Genomic DNA, 22,235 nt, shown 5'->3' with positions numbered 1-22,235 from the left:
GACCCGGCGGAAGGACCGCGCCGCGAAGCGGCGCCATCGCCGCCCGAGCTATTCTCGGCGGCGGCCCCCGCTTGATGCGAGCGCCGCCGCTCCACTCAGATTACAGAGGTCGCCGCCTGGTTGGACGCCGTTTCAAAGATCACTTCGACCTCATCCGGAACGCCTCCGTCGAAGCCCGTGACCGCGGCCACGACCGCACCGTTCACCGAAAGCTCTCCGGTCGACTTGTCATAGGCGAACGAGGCATCAAGGCCGAACGCCGTCAGGTCGATCTGGTCGTGGGACGAGCCTCCCTCCGGTCCCTGGTAGTCTGCAATCACGTCGGTCATGGCCAGATCGTTTCCGATCCGGAAGATGTCCGATCCCGTGCCACCGGTCATCACGTCACCGTCCGGACCGCCAATCAGGACATCGTCGCCCGCGTCGCCAAAGAGCGTGTCGCCGCCGCGGCCGCCGCGCAGAATGTCGTTGCCATCGTGACCACGCAGCACGTCTGCGCCGTCCCCGCCGCGGAGGATGTCGTCGCCCGTCCATCCCTCCAGCACATCGTCATCCTGCGCACCTGCGAGCAGGTCGTCGCCGCGCCCGCCTTTCAGGGAATCGTTGCCCAGGCCCGCCTTCAGTGTGTCGTTTCCGGGTCCCCCTTTCAGCGCATCGTCTCCGCGGTTTCCTTTCAGGACGTCGTTGCCCTGACCACCGCGGAGCGTGTCACCATATCGACCGCCGAACAGACTGTCGTCATCGACGTTGCCATCAAGGACGTCCCGACCCCGTCCTCCATAGACGAGGTCATTGCCGGCTCCACCGGCCAGTGTATCGCCATTGCGGCCACCGTGGAGTTCATCTGCGCCTTGTCCTCCGCGCAAGCTGTCGGCGCCATTTGCGCCGAAGAGCATGTCGCTGGCGTCACCGCCCTCCAGCACATCTTCGCCGCGTCCGCCGAAGAGCCGGTCCTTTCCCGTGCCCCCCGAGAGATCGTCGGCCCCATCGCCGCCGACAAGGAGGTCATTTCCGGCCGCGCCAATCAGGCGATCTGCACCCATGTCACCGTAGAGGGCGTCTCCGCCGGTTTCTCCTTCGAGACGGTCATCGTCGGCGCCGCCGCGCAAGGTGTCGCTGCCGCGCCCTCCGAAGAGGGAGTCGCTGGCATCATTGCCCCAGAGGCTGTCGTCGCCGCGTCCGCCAGACAGGACATCGCTGCCTGATCCGCCATGCAGCGCGTCATCGCCGGCGCGCCCATCGATCACATCGCGACCTGCGCCGCCACGGATGATGTCGTCGCCAGCGCTGCCGGTCGCTACGTCATCGCCCGCACCAAGCCAAACCGTCATTCCGGCGCTGCTGCCGTCGAGGTCAACAAGGTCGTCACCGCCTTGCATATGGAACCCGTCGATCCCGCTGAAGGCACTGTCGTCTGACCTTTCCACGGCATTGTCGCCATTGTTGGCAAGCGAGATGTCGACAGTCACCTGTCCGCCAACATTGTCGGCCATGCGAGAATAGACCCGACCATCCAGTTCAAGGTCATCGCCGCTGTCGCGCAGCGACGTCACCACGGCGGCTTCCGGAACGACGGAAGGAATGAGATCCTCGTCGCTCAGAACCGTCATGCTCAGGAAAGACGGTTGCGGTCCGGTTGGTCCATTGCCAGTCATCGTGATCGCGAAATCGACCGGGAGCGCCGTGCCGTGGTTGGTGGCACCCACGACCCGCCCCGACACCAGATCCTGGAAATCCTTGTCGAACGTGATGCTCAGGGCCGCAACGGTTGCGGCAAAGGTCGCGGGATCGGTCGGACCGCGGGTCAGGATAAGCATGGTCCTGCCGTTCACCAATGTACCGCTGGACGGCACCGCCGAGGTCGGAAGCGGTGCGTCAAAGACGATCACGACTTCCTCGAATGTCTCGGATGGAGTCGTTTGGGTATCGGTCACGTTCGCCGCGATCCCCAATTCCAGAACCTGCGGAAGCGGCAGGATGGTGGTGTTCTGCGATGGCGAGACACTCACGTCGAAATCCAATTCGCCGGCGATCTCCACATCGAAACTGCCGCCGTCAGAGCCTCCTTCGTTCGTGGTTGCCGAAACCGTTGCGGTCAGCGGGGTGCCGTTGGTTGCAAAATCGGTCGGGAACGTGATGACAAGGTTATCGAACTCCGCGCCGGTCCCACTCCAGTTGAGGGTCCCGGAGACCGGTGTGGCCGCGCCGCCAGTGCTGTAGGTCGTTCCATCCGGAAGCCCCGCCATGGCAAATGTGACAGTGTCGATCACCTCAGATCCATCGATGTCGGTGACATCGAGTGTGAGGGCGTCGGCGGGCTTGAAGGGCAGGGGAGCGTCGGTTTCAACCAACTGCACCGGGTCGGTGTCGACCGAGAAGTCCAGATCCTCTTCGAAGTTCACGGCGATGGTGTTGGATGCCGACCCGCTTCCGCCTTCGTTGGTGGTGGCAGTGACCACCCCTTGCAGATCGGGCTGCCCGTCGGTGGAGAAATCCTTTGGAAGCAGGATCTGCAAGGTCGCGAAGTCTGCCTGTGACAGGCCCGTCAGGTCGAGGTCTCCGGTCTGGTCGACGACCGTCCCATTCAGGCTGTACTGGTAGGTGACCCCGGCGGGCATGTTGTTGAACTGGTAGCGAATGCTGTCAACGAACTCCGAGCCATCGACATCCGTCGACCGAATGTCAAAGCTTGCATCCGGGGTGTAGGTGACAACGTCGTCGGTTTCGTCGAGAACCACCGCCGGTTGCGTGGCGCTGACAACAAGGTCCGGCGCCACATCGATGTCGATCATCAGGTCGACGGGGTCGGACGGCTCCTGATCGACATAGCCATCCGTGTCCCACGGCGCCGGCACATCGTCCGTTGTGATGGACACCACGGTCAACGTGACCGATCCGGCGAAGTCTGCCGGCGGGATGAACTCCACGGTACCGGCCGGTTCGAAGCCGTAGCTTCCGGTGACCGAAACGCCCGGGACCCCTGGGATGGTCGCCGTTCCGGCAGGTGTCACCGTGACGGGGCCCCCGTTCAGCAGGATCGTGCCTCCGGCCGGGATACCCGAGATCTGGAAGTCCATGGTCTCGTGCGGGTCCGGGGTCGCGCCGCTCATGGTCAGCACATAGGAGCCGGGCTGGTCCTCTGTTCCGGTCTTGGGGGCGATGGAAGCTGCCACGGTCGGCTTGTCTGCATCCGGCCGCACGCGAACAAAGTACTCCGCGTCGAACTCTTTCTGGTCCCCGTTGGACAGCTCGTAGGTGATAAACTTGACTGTTACCGGGAACTCGACCGGAATCGATGGGTCAAGGTTGTCCGGCGTTCGGGCATGCTCGTCTTCGAGTTTGAACCAGATCTTGTCGAAGTCATCTGCATTTACGGTGTAGGTGCCGTCCCCATTGTCGATCAGGCTGGTCAGAGGACTTGTGGCGCCAATTTCGACGCCGTCGATGAGTTCGAACACCGCCGACACGACTTCCGAGTTGTCCATGTCTGGAGTGAAGGCCGGCGCGATTTGCTGCAGGAAGATCTTCTGATCTTCAATGTAGGTCAGTTCAATGAAATCGTCGAAAGGATTGAGCGGAGTGCCATTGTCGTTGATCGTCGCGATGGGCAGACCTGTCTCTGGATCGAGCACGGTCTCGTCCACGTCGACAACGGGTTCGTCTGCGATGGCGTCGATGTAGATCGTGCCGTTGCCGGTTCCGGTCTTGGTGGAGAAGTCGATATCTTCTGCAGTCGCCTCGACGGAAACGGTCAGATCGCCATGAATATGGTTCTTGGGGATGATATAGAGACCGTCCAGTTGGCTTTCATCGAGCGTGTAGACGTAGTCGCCGCCAACGATCTGCAACCGGCCGTCATCTATGATATTGCCGTTCCTGTCGTACAGGCCGCTTTGCTGCAACCCGAGTTGCTTGTCCAGGTCGCTCAGTTGCCCGCCGATATGGCTTCCGTTGATGGTTATGACCACACCACTGCCGGGAAGCAGTCGTTCGCCGCCGTCGACGCCCGAAACCTTGATGTCGAGCCCGATCGGTTCGTCTTCCGGCACCGGGTAGGGATAGATGCCGGCTGGCGCCTGACTGGTGAGAATTACGTCGACTGTCGGACCATCCACGACGGGCTCAATGAACACGTTCGACGTGCCTGTGCCTGTCGTGCTCGTGCCACAGGTAATGTTGTTGAGCACCATCGAGACTTCGATCTCGGGCAGGTTGTCGTAGGGATCCGCCGAACCAAAGGTCTCACCGAACGGGAACGGGTTCACCGGAGACGATTCATGCGCTGGGGGCGTGTAGAAGATCGAACCCGCGGACACGGTGTCGCCTGCGCTGTTGCCGGAGAGCAGTTTTGCCAGATCGATCGCCCAACCGCCCGAGATCGGATCGTAGATGACCGCACCCGGTGGATCTGCGGAAATGCTTGACCCCGGTGGTAGCTCAAGCACGATTCCAAGGTCGCCGGTGATGTTTACAGGGGGCGTTCCGACGCTCGGAAGGTCAATGAGATCGAGGATGTCATCGTACTGGCTGTTGGGTGAAAGGACGAGCTTGACCTCGGTTTGCTGGTCTTCGAAGCCGTTGCCTTCCAATGAGATGATCGGCGGCAGCAGTTCCTCGTTCGGGCAATCCGGCCCGGGACCGACGGATTCCGGAAGCACGACGATGCTGAAATCCTCGGTCACCACAGCTCCACCGGGCAGGCCGTCGACGGCCTTGAGGAAGCCGTCAAGGTCCGTGAGCTTTCCGGTGATAGGATCCGAGAACATGTCCCGCGCCGCCCGGAAGGCGGCAAGGCTCACATCGTCTTCAAGGACGATCGCATTGAAGTCCATGTCATAGTAGGTCACGACACTGACTGCAGGTGGCACAAAGGTCAGGTTGGCAAGCTGAAGCTCGGTCACCAGAACGGTACTACCTGTCGGGTCGACGGGCGTGACCCCGAGGAAGCTGGCGCCAGCCGGAATGCCGGAAATCAGGTAGTAGATCACTTCGGAGCCGTCGAAGGGCGTTCCGCCAGTGATCGCGGTGGTCTCGGTCATGATGCCAGAGAGTGGCGTGGCGGGCTCGTAGACATCCGACGGATCGAGGCCCGCGTAGCCATTGCGTAGTGCGTTGTCCGTGAAGCGCTGCGTCAGCGTGAAGGGGGCACTATCGTCCCCGGCGTAGCCGTAGATCCGGTTGAAGTTCTGCTCCGCTGTCGGCGGCTCGCCACCGGCACCGTCGGTATCGGTCGATGTTGCCCGATAGACCGGATCGACATCCCCGATCACCAAAGTGCTTCCCGTCGTCTGATCGGGATCCTCTTGCTGGACGGTTACGTCCGGGGCGTCCGCGATCCCTTTCATGTTGATCCGGACCGTTCCGATGTTGGTGGTGAACTCGGACGTGTCAATGTCCTCGACGTACTCGACCTCGATCTGGAAATCGATGTCCTCGTTGCTGTCGAGCCCGCCGAGCATGTGCAGATCCGACACTTTCGACCAGTCGATCCACGTCGTGGGATCGATGAGGTTCAGGTACCCGGATTCGTTGAAGGGGTCGGTCGGGTCCGGTGGATTTGCCGTATCGATTTGAGGTGGACCGTCAAACAGCAGGAACGGACGGCCAAAGCTGTCGCGCGGGAAGTCGTTGGAAACGATGCGGAAGCGATCAACGGATTCCGATGATATGTCAATTCCGACGAGATTGGCTGCGCTGTCGATAATGTTTGCGGAAATGCTGACACCGAAAGACGTATCCTCATTCCCGCCGCCACGGCCGGTTGGGTTGCCACCGTCGGCCACTGGGATGACGCGCACGATCATGTCAATCTGGGTGACTCTGGTCCCGCCGCCGTCCCATTCCTTTGTGACCACGTCGACGTCAATCGGGTACTCGCCTGCGTAGTGCAGTGGCAGGCCGCGGAACTGCATGTTCTCCCAGGTGCCACCTTCCAGACTCCAATCCGTTGTTCCGTCCGGATTGATCGAGGTGATCAGGGCAGGTTGGTACGGGCTTGTGGGATCTCCTGGTCGCGAGTTCACATAGACAGATACACCCACAGGAACGGAGCGGATCACCACTGCCGAGATGACCTCGGAGACATCCTTGTCGACATGATCCAGCACCATCTGGAAATCGAAGATCCCGCTGGGGCCACCGGGCAGGTTGTCGATGACGGCTTCGTTTCCGTCGGTCTGGCTGACAAGGAAGGCGGTGTTGTTGATCGGGTCGACGTCGATGTCCACGACGACCTCGGCGGTTTCGGTGACCTGCCGGTTGGTGTTGTCGTCCCGGGTTTCGATATCGACGATGATGTCGCCACCATGGAACGTTCCCTGCGATGTGCCGAAGCTGCCGTCCGGACGGATCACTCCGAAGGGGGCTGTCTGGCTGGGATCCCAGTCCTCGTAGGTGCTCGGCGTCAGTGGAAGCGCGGCCGAGAAGTCCGTCACATCGTCCTTGAACGTGATCACCACTGTCCCGGTGGTGCCATCGAACGTGATGGAGTCGATCTTTGCAAACTCGCTCGCGAGAATCTGACCGCTTCCGTCGACGGTGCGAAGAAGAGACCACTCGCTTTGCGGAACGGCTCCGTTGACCTGCCAGGTCAATGGGACCCAGGCTGAGGGGATGTTCGCGATCCGAAGCTGTTCGAGTTCCTCCGACCCGTCGGTGTCCGGGGTGCTGGCGTCCAGCCCGATGTAGACTTCGACCTGATCGTCATTGCCGTTCTGTGGTGTGCCGGGGCCGGACCCGTCTGCCGTCGACTCGCGCAGGGTCAGGATATCGGCAATGGAGATGGTCGCCCCGTCGATTGCGGTTCCCGAAACGCTCGTCGGGCTCGTTGCAATCGTGTCCTCGGTTGTCAGGTCATCGTCGCGAACGAAGGCCGTGAGTGTCAGCTCGGCCTCGGCAATCGGACGCACTTCGACCCGGGTCCGGAATGTGTCCGTTCCCTTGTTGTCGGCATCCGAGGTATCGACCTCCACGTCGCCGGGGAAGAGCGTGGGCGTGGTCGTTTCGCTCCACGTCACTTCGCCGTCGGTCGTGACCACCCCGCTAAAGTGTTGTGGGAAGGTCAGACGCAGCTTCTCCACGCCATTGGCGAAATCTTCCGGGGTGGCTCCTGCAGCCTGCGTGATTTCGTAGGTCACGCTGTCTGCGGTGCTGCCGACCAGGGTGATGTCCACCGCATAGCGAAGGCTTCCGGTCGCAACCTGGAGCCGCATATCCGATGGGTCCGGAGGGTTGAACGTGTCGCTTTCCGTGGCCACGGTCAACGTGAGCAACAAGGAGTCGATGACCTCTGAGCCGTCCGTATCTGTCAGGCCGAAGTCCCGGATGCCGAGGTTGACGTTGCGCTTGCCGTTGGTGTTCTCGTTGGTGCCCCGGTTGCCTGTCGTGATCGTCATGGGATCGATCACGGCGTCGTAGTCGACATCCAACTTGCGCACGACAGTTGCCTGATCGTCGGCAAGGCCGGCGGCCGTGTCGATGCCGTGCAGATTGATGGCGAGGCTGTCGGCGGCATTCTGGACAAGGATCGTTGACTGGTCGCGATCGTCGTTCGCCAGCGGCGTGAAGCGCAAGTTCGCATCGAAGTTGACAACATCCGGGACCAGTTGGATGATCAGTGTATCGCCGAGTGTGCCCGTGGAAATGGTGGCGCTGGCAATCTTGCCGGTCTCTGTCCCGGCCTCGAATTGCGACAGGTCGACATTCCCGCTGTTGTCCGACGTGATCCAGCCGGTCGGGATATGCAGGATCTCCACCTGGTCGAGGTATTCCGAGCCGTCCTGATCCGGTGTCTCGCCGCGGATTTGCAGCAGGAAAGAGACGTCTTCCTTGACGAGGTACTGGTCGGGGTTGGTGTTTTCGACACCGGTCTCGACCCTGATGTCGACATCGAGTTCCGGTTCTGCATCGGGCCGGATGCGAACCTCGAAATCGCTGTCGGTCCCGGCCGGATCGCCCTCGTCGGTCTTCACGTTCACCGTTCCGGTGACAATGCCGGAGAAATGCGTCGGGAAGGCGGTGAACTCCAGCGATTGAAGCTCGGTCAGATCTTTCACGGTGATTGTGAAGGTCGAGGTTCTCTCGATCGTGTAGGTCGTCTCGCTGGTCGTCAGCGTGATCTGACCGTACTGGTCGGTATTGGTCGGCAGGTTCGTGAAGGTGACCGTGATGTCGGTAATGCTCTCCGAGCCATCGATATCGGTGACCATCGCATCAAGGTCGAGCTTGTGAGGCGGCTGGTCCTCGTCGCCGGTGTAATCCTTGGCGTCGATATCGACATCGGCCTCCGAATCCACCCTGACCACGAAGTCGCGCGATTCGATGCCGTCGGTTGCATCGACATCGGTTTCACCCGCGAGAATGGCCTCGTCGGTGGTGAAGGTCACCCTGCCGTCGATGGTCGTGGGCGGGTTTTCGGTGGAGAAATCGTCGGGAAGGCGGAAGATGAGGTCCCGATACTCCGCCATAGTGAGGGTTGTGCTGTAGCTCGCCCCGGGAGGGAGCGAAGAGAATGTCGTGCCGCCGTCGGTTGAAAGCTCCGTGCCGTTCGGCAGGCCGTTGATGACCACGTCCACCCGCGCGATGGATTCCGAGCCGTCGGAATCCGAGGGCTGTGCGGTAACCGCGTCCACAAGCTTGACGTCGACGGGAGCGGACGTCGTGTTGTCCTCGTCGGTGTCCTGCGGCGCATCGTTTTCCTGCAACACAAGCGGGCTGTTGTCGGTGACCTCGATATCGCCTTCGGCATCAAGGCTCACGTCCAGCGTGGCGGATGCAACACCGCCCTCGTCCGTGATCGCCTGCAAGGTGCCCGTCAGGGTGCTCGCCGGGTTCTCCGTCGAGAAATCCTTCGGCAACTGGATGATGAGATCCCGGTATTCTCCCAGGTCTCCGATGAAGCCGAGGTTGCTCGTCGCAGCCACGAAAGTCGCGCCGTTGTCATAGGACACCTTGGTTCCGTTCGGCAGCGTTGCGAAATCGAGGCTGATCAGGGCGACGCTTTCGGAACCGTCGATATCGGTCGCCTCCGGCAGCAGGAAAGCCGATGGGGTGAATTCCACCACGTCGTCGGTTTCCTTCAACCGGACCGGGCCGTTGTCGACAATTCGGATGTCGCCCTCGAAATCGACCGTCACCGCGACGTCTGCGGACACCGGGGGCAGCAATTGCCCCATTTGCTCCGTTCGGACGGTGACATCGGCAACCAGTGTCGTCGCAGGGTTGGTGGAGGAATAGTCCTTGGGGAACACCAGCACGACATCGTCCGGTGAAACGGGCGAGCCGGAGCCGTCCGCGTTCCACAGGTAGTTGTATGTGACGGTACCATTGCCGGCGTTGGTGAACGTGCCCACCGAGGTGTTGGGATTGTTGACATCGACCGCTTTCATGCCCGGCGGAAGGCCCGGCAGGGTGAAGCTGATCTGCGCCAAGGTCTCCTGGGGGTCGGTGACGATGATGTCGACGAAATCGGACACCCGAACCGCGACCTCCGCGTCCGTTTCGGTGGTGATGATCTCGCCGTCGATGACGACATCGGGTGCCGGTGTCACGATGAGGACCTGCGGCGCGGTCTCTGTGCCCTCTGGTGTGGTCACCCGGATGAAGGCTGGGATCGTGCCGGCGTAGTTGCCCGGAAGCTTCACCGACAGGGCCTCGGCTTCGGCCACAGTGCCGGTCCATGTATCGCCGCTGTAGCTGCCGCCGTTGAAGACGGCGCCTGCGGGCATTCCACGGAATGTGATCTCGACGACGGCGGCAAAGCGGCTGTCGGCGCTGGAGGCGGTTTCGGACCCGTCGATATCGGTGATATCGATGGAGATCGGCAGATCGACATTCACGCCCGGTGCCGGATCACCGATAAAGCCGCCATCCTCGCGGACCTGGACGACCGGGGCCGCGGACAGCGCGATATCGGCCTCGAAGTCGATATCCACGACGCGGGTTGCCGTGGCCTGACCATCAACAGCCGTGTCGTTGCCGGTGTCCTGATCCTCGTCGGTCACCACGGTCAGGGTCAGCGTGAGGGGCAGTTCGGTCGGCCCGTTGGGGGGCGAGCCTGCAAGGTCGGACCGGTTGGCGGTCGAGAAATCCTTCGGCAGTTCCAGTGCGATGCCCGCATAGGCGGCCGAAACGTCGCCAACGGCGCTGGCCTCCAGGGTGATCGTCAGGGTCTTGGAGCCATCGGCGACCGTCACAAGGCTCGTCGTTGCACCGGCCGGGAGGCCGCTGACGCCATTGTTGATAGTGAAGGAGCCGTCGCCGGGCAGGCCGGCAACAACGAAGACCAGCCGGTCCAGGCTCTCCGACAGGTCGAGGTCCGTTGCCGCGGCGGCCAGAAGTTGCACCGGTACAAGCGCGGTCGGCGCGTCCGTTTCATCCGGCACGGTGTCGGGCAGGGTATCGTCGAGCTCCACGTCGCCTTCCGGCGTGATCCGAAGCACCACATTCGCCGGCCCGTTCGATCCCTCGTTCGAAGTTGCTGTCAGCGTCCCGTTGATGGTGAGCCCGTCGGCTGCGGGGCTTTCGGTCGAGTAGTCGACCGGGAACCGCAACTCCAGAGCGTTGTACTCGGCCTCCGTGCCGGTGAAGGCAAGCGTTCCACCGTTGACGAAATCGTAGCTGAAGGTCCCGGCGGGGACACCGTTGACCACCACTCCCGGCGGCAAATCATCAAGGGTGAGGTCGACCTGCTGCATCACCTCGCGCGGGGTATTGGGATCGAAATCCGAGATGGACACTTGCCAGGCCGTGGATGGCGTGACGAAGACGAAATCGTCTGTCTCGGCAGCGGTCAACTCCACGATATCGAGGTCGACATCGCCGGTCGGTGCGATCTCGATCCGTTGCGTTGTCGATGCGACACCTTCGGGGCTGGTGGCCCGGATCGACAGGTCGATGTCGCCGGAATAGTCGCCCGGCAGGTGCAAGGCGAGCGCATTGGCATCGGCGACCGTGCCGGTCCAGATCCCGGCCGCATCATCCAGCGTCCCGTTCGATGCCGTTGTGCCCAGCGGCAGATCGGTGAAGGTGATCTCCACCAGTGTATTGTCCTCCGAGCCGTCGATATCGTTCGGCGCCACATTGAGTTGCAGATCGACAGTCACGCCTCCGCCGTCGATGCCGTCGCCGTCCTCGTCATCGGTCAGTAGCGCAGGCGCATCAACCGTGACGTCCTGCGTGGCGTTGATGACGATCCTGAAGTCCTTGCTGTCCAGCCCAGCCTCGTCGGTAAGCCCGGAAAGGGTGCCGGAGATCGTGGTGGCGGGGTTCTCGGTCGAGAAATCTGCCGGAAGCTCGATTTGGACGTCTCGGTATTCGGCAAGCGTGCCGATGAATGTGATCGTGCCGCTCGCACCGACTGGGGCGAACGTGCCGCCACCGTCATAGGAGACCCGGGCGCCAGCAGGCAGCCCGTCAAGCGAGAGCGTTACTGCGATCACGTTCTCCGAGCCGTCCACATCGGTCGCGACCGGGTTGAGGAAGTTCGTGAGGGTGACGACGATCGGGTCGTCCGTCTCGTCAAAGACCGGGTTGGTCCCCTGGATCTCGACGTCGCCCTCGAAGTCGACGGTGACAGCGATGTCGGCAGAGACCGGCGTATTGAGCTGCCCGTTCTCCCGAGTCGTGACGGTCAGGTCGGCCACCAGTGTGGTCAACGGGTTGGTCGAGGAATAATCCTTCGGGAAGATCAGCTTGACGTCATCCGGTGAGGTGCCGGAGGCGGAGCCATCCGACTTCCAGATGTAGGAGAAGATGACGGTCCCATTGCCGGCGTCGGTGAACGTCCCGACTGGCAGGCCGGTCGTGTCATCCACGGCCCGCATGTTCGGCGGCAGGCCGGGCAGGATAAAAGTGATTTCTTCGATGGTTTCGTCCGGGTCGGTCACCAGTACGTCAACGAAGTCGGAGATGAGCACTTCGACCGGCGCGTCGGTTTCCCGGGTCCTGATCTCACCATCCACGGTGACGTCGGGCACCGGCGTAATGACGATGAGCTGCGGCGCGGCGGCCGTGCCCTCTGGTGTGGTGGCCCGCACAAGGCTCGGGATGCTGCCGGAGAAATTCCCGGGAAGCTTTACCGACAGGTTCTCGGCTTCCGCCACTGTGCCGGTCCATGTGTCCCCTGCGAAGCTGCCTCCGTTGAATGTCGCCGTCGCGGGCATGCCCTGGAAGGTGATCTCCACCACGGTGGTGAAGCGGCTGTCGGCGGTCGAGGCGGTCTCCGAACCATCGAGATCCGTGATGGCGATGGAGATTGGCAGATCGACCTCCACGCCCGGCGCAGGATCGCCGATGAAGCCGCCGTCCTCGCGGGCTGTCACCACGTCCTGCGCGGACAGCGCGATGTCGGCTTCGAAGTCGATATCCACGACCCGGCTGGCTGTTACCTGTCCGTCCACCGCGGTGTCATCCGTGAGGTCCTGATCCTCGTCCGTTTCCACCGTCAGCGTCAGAGTGATTGGCAACTGGGTCGGGCCGTCGGGATCGGTCCCGGTCAGGTCGGAGCGATTCGCCGTCGAGAAGTCCGTCGGCAACTCGAGCGCAAGGCCGGAATAGGCCGCGCCCACATCGCCGACCTGACTTGCGAGAAGCGTGATCGTCAGCGTGGATGAACCGTCCAGAGCAGATGTCAGCGTGGCCTGGGCGCCGTTTGGCAGCCCCGTCACGCCGTTTGCAATGGTGAAGGAGCCGTCGCCGGGCAACCCTGCGATCACAAGGACCAGCCGGCTGAGGCTTTCGGAGCCATCGTTGTCCGTGACGGCCGGCGCCAGAAGGTCCACCGGCACAAGCGCGGTCGGCCCGTCGGTCTCGTCGGCGACCGTGTCGGGCATCGTATCGTCGATTTCCACATCGCCTTCGGGCGTGATCCGCAATACCACGCCGGACGGGCCGTTCGACCCTTCGGTCGACGTCGCGGCCAGCGTGCCGGTAATCGTGAGCCCATCTGCCGTTGGGCTCTCGGTTGAGTAGTCCGCCGGGAACCAGAGTTTCAGGGCGGCATACTGATCGGCCGTGCCGACGAAAGTGAAGGTGCCACCGGACAGGGTGTCGTAGGTGATAGTAGAGGCCGGGACCCCTTGCACCAGAACGCCAGGCGGGAGACCGTCGAGGGTGAGCGAGACTTCGGTCAGCACCTCGCGCGGGTCGTTGGGATCAAAATCGGAGACGGAGACCTGCCAGGCGTCGGAGGGCGTCACAAGCACGATGTCATCAGTCTCGGCCGTGACCAATTCCACGATATCGAGGTCCACGTCGCCCGCGGGCGCGATCTCGATGCGCTGGGTCGTCGTGGCGACGCCCTCGGGGCTTGTCGCGGTGATCGTCAGGTCGATATCGCCGGAATAGTCGCCCGGCAACGTTAGCGACAGGCTGTTGACCTGTGCCACGGTGCCGCTCCAGGTGCCAGCGGCAGCGTCCAGCGTGCCGGTCGATGCCGTCGTTCCAAGCGGCAGCCCTGTGAAGGCGATTTCCACCAGCGTGTTGTCTTCGGAGCCGTCGATGTCGTTGGGGTCGGCTACGATCTGAAGGTCGACGGTCACCCCGCCGCCATCGATCCCGTCGCCGTCCTCGGCGTCGGTGATCAGCGCCGGGGCCACGACGGTGACGTCGGGAGTGGCGGCGACCACCACCTCGAAATCCCGGCTCTCGAGCCCGCCTTCGTCGGTCAGTCCGGAGACTGTCCCCGCGATTGTCGTGGCAGGGTTCTCTGTCGAGAAGTCCCGGGGCAGCTTGACCCGCAGCGCGTTGTATTCATCAAGCGTGCCAATGAATGTCAGGGCCGATCCTCCGAGGGCGGAGAAACTGGCGCCTCCGTCGTAGGACACCCTCGTGCCGTCCGGCAACCCCTGCAAATCGAGGGTCACGGCAATCACGCTCTCCGATCCGTCCAGATCGGTCGCGGTCGGACTCAGGTAGGCGCCGGGGGCGAAGGTGATCGGCGCGTCGGTCTCGATCAGGCTCGGGCCGTCACCGCGAATCTCGATATCGCCTTCGTAGTTCACGGTCACGGCGATATCGCCCGAAACCGGTGTATTGAGCTGGCCACTTTCTTCGGTCGTCACCGTCAGTTTCGCGACGAGTGTGGTAGCCGGGTTGGTGGAGGAATAGTCGGTTGGAAAGACGAGCGTGACGTCTTCGGGCGCGGTGGCGGATCCGGTGCCATTCGCGTTCCAGATGTAGGAAAAGGTGACGGTCCCGTTGCCGGCAACGATAAATGTGCCGACCGGTTGACCGGTGGTGGCGTCCACCGCCTTCATGTTCGGGGGCAGCCCAGGCAGGGTAAAGGCAACCTCGACCACGGTCTCGTCGGGATCGGGCACCAGCACGTCGATGGAATCGGACAGCCGAACCCTGACCTCGGCGTCGGTTTCGTCGGTGATCACCTCGCCATCGATCTCGATATCCGGGGTGGGTGTGATCATGATCAACTGCGGTGCCGATGCAGTGCCTTCCGGTGTCGTGGCCCGGATCAGGGCGGGAATGGCGCCGGAGAAGTTGCCGGGCAAGGTGACGGACAGGTCCTCCGCCTCCGCTACGGTGCCTGTCCAGGTGTCGCCCGAGAATGTGCCGCGGTTGAAGACAGCGTTGGCCGGCATGCCCTGAAAAGTGATCTCTACCACTGTGGTGAAACGGCTGTCGGCGGTGGAGGTGGTTTCGGACCCGTCGATGTCGGTCACATCGATCGAGATGGGCAGGTCCACCGTGACACCGGGCGCCGGTTCGCCCGACACCCCGTCATCCTCGCGGGCCGTGACGACCGGCTTTGCAGAGAGGTTGATGTCGGCTTCGAAGTCGATATCGACCACCCGGCTGACGGTCGCCTGACCGTCATTGGCCGTGTCGTCCGACAGGTTCCGGTCCTCGTCGGTGGAGACGGTCAGCGTCAGCGTGATGGGCAGTTCGGTCGGCCCGTCGGGATCGTCGCCGAGCAGGTCGGTCCGATTGGCGGTCGAGAAGTCTTTTGGCAGCTTCAGCGCGATACCGGCATAGGCCGTGCCGATGTCACCGACTACGCTGGCCTCCATCGAGATGGTCAGCGTCATCGAGTCGTCGGCCACTTTCACGAGGCTGACCACCGCGCCGGAAGGCAGTCCGGAGACGCCATTGGCAAGGGTAAACGAGCCGTCGCCCGGCAGTCCCTCGATCACCAGGGTCAGCCGTTCGAGACTTTCCGAGGAATCGAGATCGGTCGCCGCGGGGGAGAGCAGATCCACGGGCACCAGCGCTGTCGGCCCGTCTGTCTCGTCGGGCACGGTGTCTGGCAGGGTGTCGTCGATCGCGACATCGCCTTCCTCGACGATGTGGACCTGGATCTGGCCGGTGACCGGGTCGAGGCGGGTGCCGTTTTCCTCGGTGGTGACCGTCAGGTCGGCGATCAGCGTACTCACGGGGCTGGTGGTCGAGTAGTCGGTCGGGAAACTGAGCACCACGTCCGCGAAATCGGTGGCGCCAGCGGTCCAGGTGTAGACGAAGATGACCGTGCCGTTGCCTGCATCGGTGAAACTGCCCACCGACTGGCCGGTCGTCTGGTCATAGGCCAGCGCTCCCGGGGGAAGGCCCGGAAGGGTAAACGTGACCTCGACCACGGTTTCGTTGGGATCGGTGACCAGGACGTCCACGAAATCGGAGATCAGGACATCGACACGGTCATCGGTTTCATCGACATTGACGACGCCATCCACATCGATATCGGGGCGCGGTTCGATATAGATCACCTGATCGGTGCTGACCGATCCCTCCGGTGTGGTTGCCACGATGGTGTGGGTGATCTCGCCGCTGAAATTGCCCGGCAGCGTCAGTTCGAGCTGCTCTGCCTCCGCGACCGAACCGGTCCATGTCTTGCCGGAAAGCGTGCCAGTATTGACACTTGCGCCTCTGGGCAGGCCCGCGAACGTGATCTCGACAACGGTCGTGAAGCGCGAATCCGCGGTTGAAGCTGTTTCAGAGCCGTCTGCATCGGTCACAGCAATCGCGATGTCGAGATCGACGGTCACCCCGGGGGCGGGCGAACCGAGCACTCCTCCGTCCTCGATCCCCTCGACGCGGGACGGAGCGTCAAGCGTGATATCGGCCTCGAAGTCGATGTCCACCACACGGCTCACGGTACTCTGGCCGTCGGTGTCGGTGTCGTCGCCGAGGTTCTGGTCCTCGTCGGTGATGGCCGTCAGCGTCAGTGTCAGCGGCAGGCTCGTCGGGCCGTCCGGGTCATTTCCAGTCAAATCGGAGCGGTTGGCGGTGGAGAAGTCGGCGGGCAGGCGAAGGCCGATAGCCTTGTATGCAGCCACCACGTCGCCCACCGATGCAGCGTCGAGCGTGATCGTCAGCGTGCCCGATCCATCGGCCGCAATGAAGAAGTTCAGGATCGCACCGCTGGGCAGGCCGGAAATCCCCGAGCTTGTGCTGAAGCTGCCGTCGCCGGGCAGGCCGGCGATGGTCAACACCAGCTTGATGATGGTTTCGGAGCCGTCGATATCGGTGGCAGCGGGATCCAGCAGCGCACCGGGAACCACGGCGGTCGTTGCATCGGTTTCGTCCGCGACCGTGTCCGGCAGGGTGTCGTCGATCTCCACATCGCCTTCCGGTGCGACGCGGATCTCCATTGTCGCCGACGTCGCGTCGCCGAGATTGGTTTTCACCTCCAGCGTGGCGACGAGGTTTCCTTCCGGGTAGTCGTTCCGGCTGTCGGTTGAGAAATCCGTGGGGAAGGTGATGACAAGGCCTTCGAAGGCGGACGGGCTGCCGGAGAACCGCAGGGAAAGTGTCCCGTCACCGGCATCGGTCAGCACCCCGGATGACACCGTCGTGCCCGCGGGCAGGCCGTCCAGAAGGAACGTGACATCGCAAATCGTCTCGCCCACGGCTGTCCCCTCGAGCGAGAGGGTGACGACTTCTGACGGCGAGAGCATCAAGGCAGCGTCGGTTTCGTCACCGCGCAACAGGTCGGCAATGGTGATGAGTGGCACGGCAGGCGAGGTCTGCAACCCACGATACTCGTCTCTGTCCGGGGTCGGAGGGTACTCCGTGAAGAGCTGCAGGGGGCTGATCTTGAGCCCGATCAGCGGGTCGCCGGCCTGTACCGGAAGTGTGCCGCCGGAGCCAAGATCGCGCGCGGCGCCGGCATATTCGGTTAGGTTCTTGACCGGGGCGGAGGCGAGGGTGCTCCACTCACCGGTCTCGTTGCCGGCCACGCGCAGGTCACGGGTCGACAGTTCCTGCTCGCCGATCTCGATCTTCGAGTCGGAAATGGCGCCATCCAGCAGGACGATGACATGGCCGGTATCCGTGGCCAGAACGATGTGATCGCCCAGCAGCAGCACACGAGAGGTCAGCGTGTCCTCCGGCAGTATTGTCGGCTCGTCGGACGGTGGAATGACCGAAAACCCCGCGACGGTCGCGCCTTCTCGTGCAAGCGTGATCAAGTCCTGAAGGTGCTCCGGCGTGGAGTCGATCCCGACGCCTGCGGACGGGGTGTTGGATTGGTCGTTCATGCCGAGCCCTCACAAAGCCTGATGATCACAATATATGGATAGATCCGGCGCCGGATAGTCATTCGGTCATCAAAAGATGCGCAGACGTCTTGGATATCGCCGGATTGAGCAACAGGCCGCCGCTGACTGTATCCTGTTCTGAAACAAAGTGACATTTTCGGCCGATGGGCGTCATCGAGCCCGTGTTTCGGCTTCCCTTTGCCCCCCCGGCCATGGAGTGTTGCCCCGGCGGAATCGGAAAGGTTGAAGTCTGACATGGCTGAGGCAATCGTGCACGTTGGACTGCCAAAGACTGGCTCCACCGCGATCCAGATGTTCCTCGCAACGAACCGCCGGGCTCTGAAGAGGCGCGGGATCGCCTGTGCACCGCCGCTGATCGACCGCTACAGCCAACTGGAGTACGGGTTGGCGGCCTGTCTGCGGGCGGATCGGCTGGTTGAGGACGAGATGTTTCGAAATCAACATGCGCTGACGCGCCCAGGCGACCAGGCGGACCTTGTGTCGGCTCTGCCGACCGGACGGCCGGAATGCGACCGGGAGATTATCTCCAGCGAGCACATCGGGATCTGGCTTCACACGCCCGAGTTGCGCGCTGCGCTGGATGAGCTATTGTCCGAGCGTTTCGCCGTATTCCGCTACATCATGTTCGTGCGCCCGCAGGCGGAGTTCGTTCTGTCCAGCTACTCGGAATCCGTCAAGCGTGGTTCGGCCCGAAGCTTGCAGGCCTTTGTCGAGGACTACGCGGAACTCGATATCCACCAGACGATCCTCGACTGGCGGGCGCAGTTCGGAGCGCGGCTGAGGGTGGCGGCGATGCCGGGCGCCGGAGACAGCGGTCCCGATCTGATCGATACTTTCTGCGCATTCGCCGGGATCGATCCGGTGGGGCTCCAGCGTCCGACACCTGCAAACGAGGCCTTGTCGCGCCGGGCCGCCGGTGTGCTGCGGCGCGCCAACGACGTCATCGGCAAGGACACCGAACGCAACACCGCGCAGAGGGCGGTATTTGCCCTCGTGCGGAAGATGACGCTCGCAGCATTGTCGGCCGGGCCCCGCCTGCACCTGTCCGATGCGCAACGCACCATCATTGCGCAGCGATATCCGCACGCGATCGATCCGCTCCTCGATCCGCTGCCCTGACATCCCCGGGACCTCTGCGGCAGATGGTCGGTGCCGCAAAAAAAGGCGACCCCGAGGGGCCGCCCTGGAATGTCCTCGCCCGAAGGCGCAGATCAGACGAAGCGATTGATGTAGTTTTCCAGCCGCTCCTGCCGGCCCGAGCGAGGCTCGGGGTTGATGTCGTCGGCCAGAACCCGCTTGGCAATGCTCTCCAGCGTGCCGGATTCAAGCATTGCCTTGTTGGTGGGCTCGTCCCAGCCGGCGTATCGCTCGGCGCGGGCCTTCTCCAGGCCGCCGTCCTCCAGCATCGCCGCAGCAGCCTTGAAGCCGCGCGCGCAGACGTCCATCGCGCCGACATGTCCGGCGATCAGGTCTTCGGCGTCCAGCGACTGCCGGCGCAGCTTGGCGTCGAAATTGGTGCCGCCGGTGGTGAAGCCTCCGGCCTTGAGGATCTCGTAGTAGGCCAGGGCCACCTCTGGCACGTTGTTGGGGAACTGGTCGGTGTCCCAGCCGGACTGGTAGTCGTTGCGGTTCATGTCGATGGACCCGAGGATGCCGAAGGCCGCTGCCATCGCCAGTTCGTGCTCGAAGCTGTGCCCGGCGAGGATCGCGTGGCCCTGCTCGATGTTCATTTTCACCTCGCCTTCCAGCCCGAACTCCTTGAGGAAGCTGTAGACGGTGTTCACGTCATAGTCGTACTGGTGCTTTGAAGGCTCCTGCGGCTTCGGCTCGATCAGGATCGCGCCGTCGAAGCCGATCTTGTTCTTGTAGTCAACGACCATCTGCAGGAAGCGCCCGGCTTGCTGGCGCTCCTGCACCAGGTCGGTGTTCAGCAGCGTCTCGTAGCCTTCGCGGCCGCCCCAGAGCACGTAGTTCTGGCCGCCAAGCTTGCTGGTCGCATCCATGCAGGATTTGACGGTCGCCGCGCACCAGGCATAGACATCCGGATCAGGGTTCGTGGCCGCACCGGCCATGAAGCGCCGATGGGTGAACATGTTTGCCGTTCCCCAGAGGAGCCTGGTGCCCGTGGCCTCCATCTTCTCGCCGAAGTAGTCGACGATCTCCTCAAGGTTGCGCTTGTACTCGGCGAAGTTGTCGCCGCCGGGCGCGACATCTGCATCGTGGAAGCAGAAAAACGGCTGGCCGAGGATCGCGAACATCTCGAAGGCGGCGTCGGCCTTTACCTTTGCCAGCTCCATGCTGTCCTGCGGATACCAGGGGCGGTCGAAGGTTCGTCCACCGAAGGGGTCGCCGCCTTCCCAGGCAAAGCTGTGCCAGTAGGCGACAGCGAAGCGCAGGTGATCCTCCATGCGCTTGCCCATGACGATCTCGTCAGGGTTGTAGTAGCGATAGGCCAGGTCGGAATCGCTGGAGGGGTCGAATTTCACGGCGTCGATGCCGTCGAAGAAGTTTGTCATGAGAGACCTCTGAGGGCTTGGTAGGTGTCCCGATAGCGAGCGTGCGCTTCGGCGAATGCAGACGTCAGGTCCTTCACGGGCTCGACGACCTTGCTGATTTCCGGGATGACCGCGATTTCTGCACCCGCGCCGGTCGCGGCCATCATCGCCAGCCGTGCCGCGCCGAAGGCGCCGCCGAAATCGCCGGCCACCGGGACCTGGACCGGCATGTCGAGCGATGTGGCGATCGCCTGTAGCCAGTAGTCGGATCGTGATCCGCCGCCAACGGCGATCAGCCGATCGAAACGGGTGCCGGTCGAGGCGAGCGCGTCATAGCTGTCACGCACGGCGTGGGTCACCCCTTCCAGCACCGCGGCAGTGCCTGCGGCGCGGTCGGTGGCGTGTTCGAGGCCGGTCATGCTGCCGCGGATCCCGGCGTCGTTGTGCGGTGTCCTTTCGCCGCCGAGGTAGGGCAGGAACATTGCCCGGCCGGGGCTGCGCAGGGCGCCGAGTTCGTTGGTGAGCGAGGCCGCGTCCGAGCCGACCAGCCCGGCGTACCAGTTCAGCGCATCCGTGGCCGCAAGGATCACGCCCATCTGGTGCCAGGTGTCGGGCAGCGCATGGCAGAACGTATGCACGGCGGTTGCCGGGTCGGGCTGATAGGCGTCCGAGGCGGCAAAGAGCACGCCGGATGTCCCAAGCGACACGAAGGCCTCGCCTGCGTTCACGACACCGACGCCAACAGCAGAGGCCGCGTTGTCGCCGCCGCCACCGGCCACCACGACGCCATCGGGTAGGCCCCAGCGTTCCGCCAACTCCTTGCGGAGCTCGCCGGATACCTCTGAGCCCTCGACAAGGCGCGGCATGGTCTCGCGAGAGAGGTCGCAGGCCGCCAGCAACGGATCCGACCAGTCCCGCTTGCCGGTGTCGAGCCAGGACGTGCCAGCGGAATCCGACATTTCCGAAACGGCCTCGCCGGTGAGCCAGAGCCGCAGGTAGTCCTTCGGCAGCAGCACCATCGCGATCTTCTCGAAGATCTCGGGTTCGTTGTTGCGGACCCACATGACCTTGGGCGCCGTAAAGCCCGGAAAGACGATATTGCCGCTGACATCACGCCATGCGGGCGCGGCATCAAGGGTGGCTGCCTCCTTGTGGGAGCGGGTGTCGTTCCAGAGCATGCAGGGCCGCAGCACGTTCTGCGAAGCATCCAGAAGGGTCGCCCCGTGCATCTGCCCTGAAAGCCCGATCCCCTTCACGCCGGAAAGAGAGGCCGCTGCGGCCAGCCCGTCCATCGCGGCAGAGGCCGCCGCCAGCCAGTCGGCCGGCGATTGCTCCGACCAGCCGGGGTGGGGGCGGGACACGGCAAGCGGTGCCGTGGCCTCGGCGATGACGCTCTGCGCCTCGTCGATCAGGAGGGCCTTGAGACCGGAAGTCCCCAGATCCAGACCGATATACATTATTCCACACCTTTCTCCGGCTTCTTGCCGAGAATGATCATTCCAAGGATGTCGTCTTCGGTGACTTCGTCGACCCGGACCGTGCCGACCAGCTTGCCGTTCTTCATCACCGAGGCCCTGTCGCAGAGCGCCTTCACCTGGTGGATGTCGTGGTCGATCAGCAGAATCCCGAGGCCTTGCGACTTCAACTCGTCGATGAGTCGCGCCACCATCGCCGTCTCTTCGACACCAAGCGCCGCTGTCGGCTCGTCCATGATCAGGATCTTGGCGTTGAAATAGACCGCGCGAGAGATTGCCACCGATTGCCGCTGGCCGCCCGACAGACCGGCAACCGGGGTGTGGAATCTCTGGAAGTTGGGGTTGAGACGGTTCATGATCTTGCGCGTCTCGGCTTCCATCTTGGCGTCGTCCACCAGGCCCATGGGCGTGACCAGTTCCCGGCCGAGGAACAGGTTGGAGGCGGCATCGAGATTGTCCGCCAGCGCGAGGGTCTGGTAGATCGTCTCGATGTTGTAGTCGCGCGCATCGCGAGGGTTGTCGATATGCGCTTCCTCGCCGTTGATGAAGATCTGGCCGGAGTCGCGCGGATAGGCGCCCGAGAGCATCTTCATCAGCACCGATTTCCCGGCGCCGTTGTGGCCGAGGACACCCACGACCTCGCCTGCGTGAAGATCGATGGAGACGTCGTCCACGGCATGAATGCCGCCAAAGGATTTGCGCATGTTGCGCATCTCCAGCAGAGGGGTACCGCGATCAGAGGTATCAAGTGGCATGGG

At 63.0% G+C, this 22,235-nt stretch carries 5 protein-coding genes; 1 reads left to right on the top strand and 4 read right to left on the bottom strand.

Annotation, left to right across the window (positions count from 1 at the left end):
- Positions 1-95 precede the first annotated feature (95 nt).
- Positions 96-17,486: a calcium-binding protein gene (locus tag CLV78_RS07915; protein WP_106204238.1), complete on the bottom strand. Its 17,391-nt coding sequence runs from the start codon at positions 17,484-17,486 to the stop codon at positions 96-98.
- A gap of 255 nt (positions 17,487-17,741) precedes the next feature.
- Between CLV78_RS07915 and CLV78_RS07910 the strand changes: the two genes are divergently transcribed.
- Positions 17,742-18,626 (top strand): hypothetical protein, encoded by an 885-nt coding sequence (locus CLV78_RS07910; RefSeq protein WP_106204237.1) that lies wholly within the window; start codon positions 17,742-17,744, stop codon positions 18,624-18,626.
- A gap of 92 nt (positions 18,627-18,718) precedes the next feature.
- Here CLV78_RS07910 and xylA read toward each other — a convergent pair whose 3' ends face one another.
- The 3 genes from xylA to CLV78_RS07895 are packed head-to-tail and all read right to left on the bottom strand — an operon-like array spanning position 18,719 to position 22,232.
- Positions 18,719-20,023 (bottom strand): xylose isomerase, encoded by a 1,305-nt coding sequence (gene xylA, locus CLV78_RS07905; RefSeq protein WP_106204236.1) that lies wholly within the window; start codon positions 20,021-20,023, stop codon positions 18,719-18,721.
- Positions 20,020-21,459, bottom strand: a complete 1,440-nt coding sequence (gene xylB / locus CLV78_RS07900; protein WP_106204235.1) for a xylulokinase — start codon at positions 21,457-21,459, stop codon at positions 20,020-20,022. The genes xylA and xylB overlap by 4 nt, the downstream gene beginning before the upstream one ends.
- Positions 21,459-22,232 carry an ATP-binding cassette domain-containing protein gene (locus CLV78_RS07895; RefSeq protein ID WP_106204234.1) on the bottom strand — a complete coding sequence of 258 codons (774 nt, stop codon included), beginning with the start codon at positions 22,230-22,232 and terminating at the stop codon, positions 21,459-21,461. The genes xylB and CLV78_RS07895 overlap by 1 nt, the downstream gene beginning before the upstream one ends.
- Positions 22,233-22,235 lie beyond the last annotated feature (3 nt).

The sequence above is a fragment of the Aliiruegeria haliotis genome, assembly GCF_003003255.1.
In the GTDB taxonomy this organism is placed as follows: Bacteria; Pseudomonadota; Alphaproteobacteria; order Rhodobacterales; family Rhodobacteraceae; genus Tropicimonas; species Tropicimonas haliotis.
Note: the sequence above shows the minus strand (reverse complement) of the source record. Positions and strands in the feature narration are given on the sequence as shown.

Bases quoted from the DNA above. Each gene is read 5' to 3' on its own strand.
- xylA (WP_106204236.1), bottom strand. From the start codon at position 20,023: ATGACAAACTTCTTCGACGGCATCGACGCCGTGAAATTCGACCCCTCC.
- CLV78_RS07910 (WP_106204237.1), top strand. From the start codon at position 17,742: ATGGCTGAGGCAATCGTGCACGTTGGACTGCCAAAGACTGGCTCCACC.
- xylB (WP_106204235.1), bottom strand. From the start codon at position 21,459: ATGTATATCGGTCTGGATCTGGGGACTTCCGGTCTCAAGGCCCTCCTG.
- CLV78_RS07915 (WP_106204238.1), bottom strand. From the start codon at position 17,486: ATGAACGACCAATCCAACACCCCGTCCGCAGGCGTCGGGATCGACTCC.
- CLV78_RS07895 (WP_106204234.1), bottom strand. From the start codon at position 22,232: ATGCCACTTGATACCTCTGATCGCGGTACCCCTCTGCTGGAGATGCGC.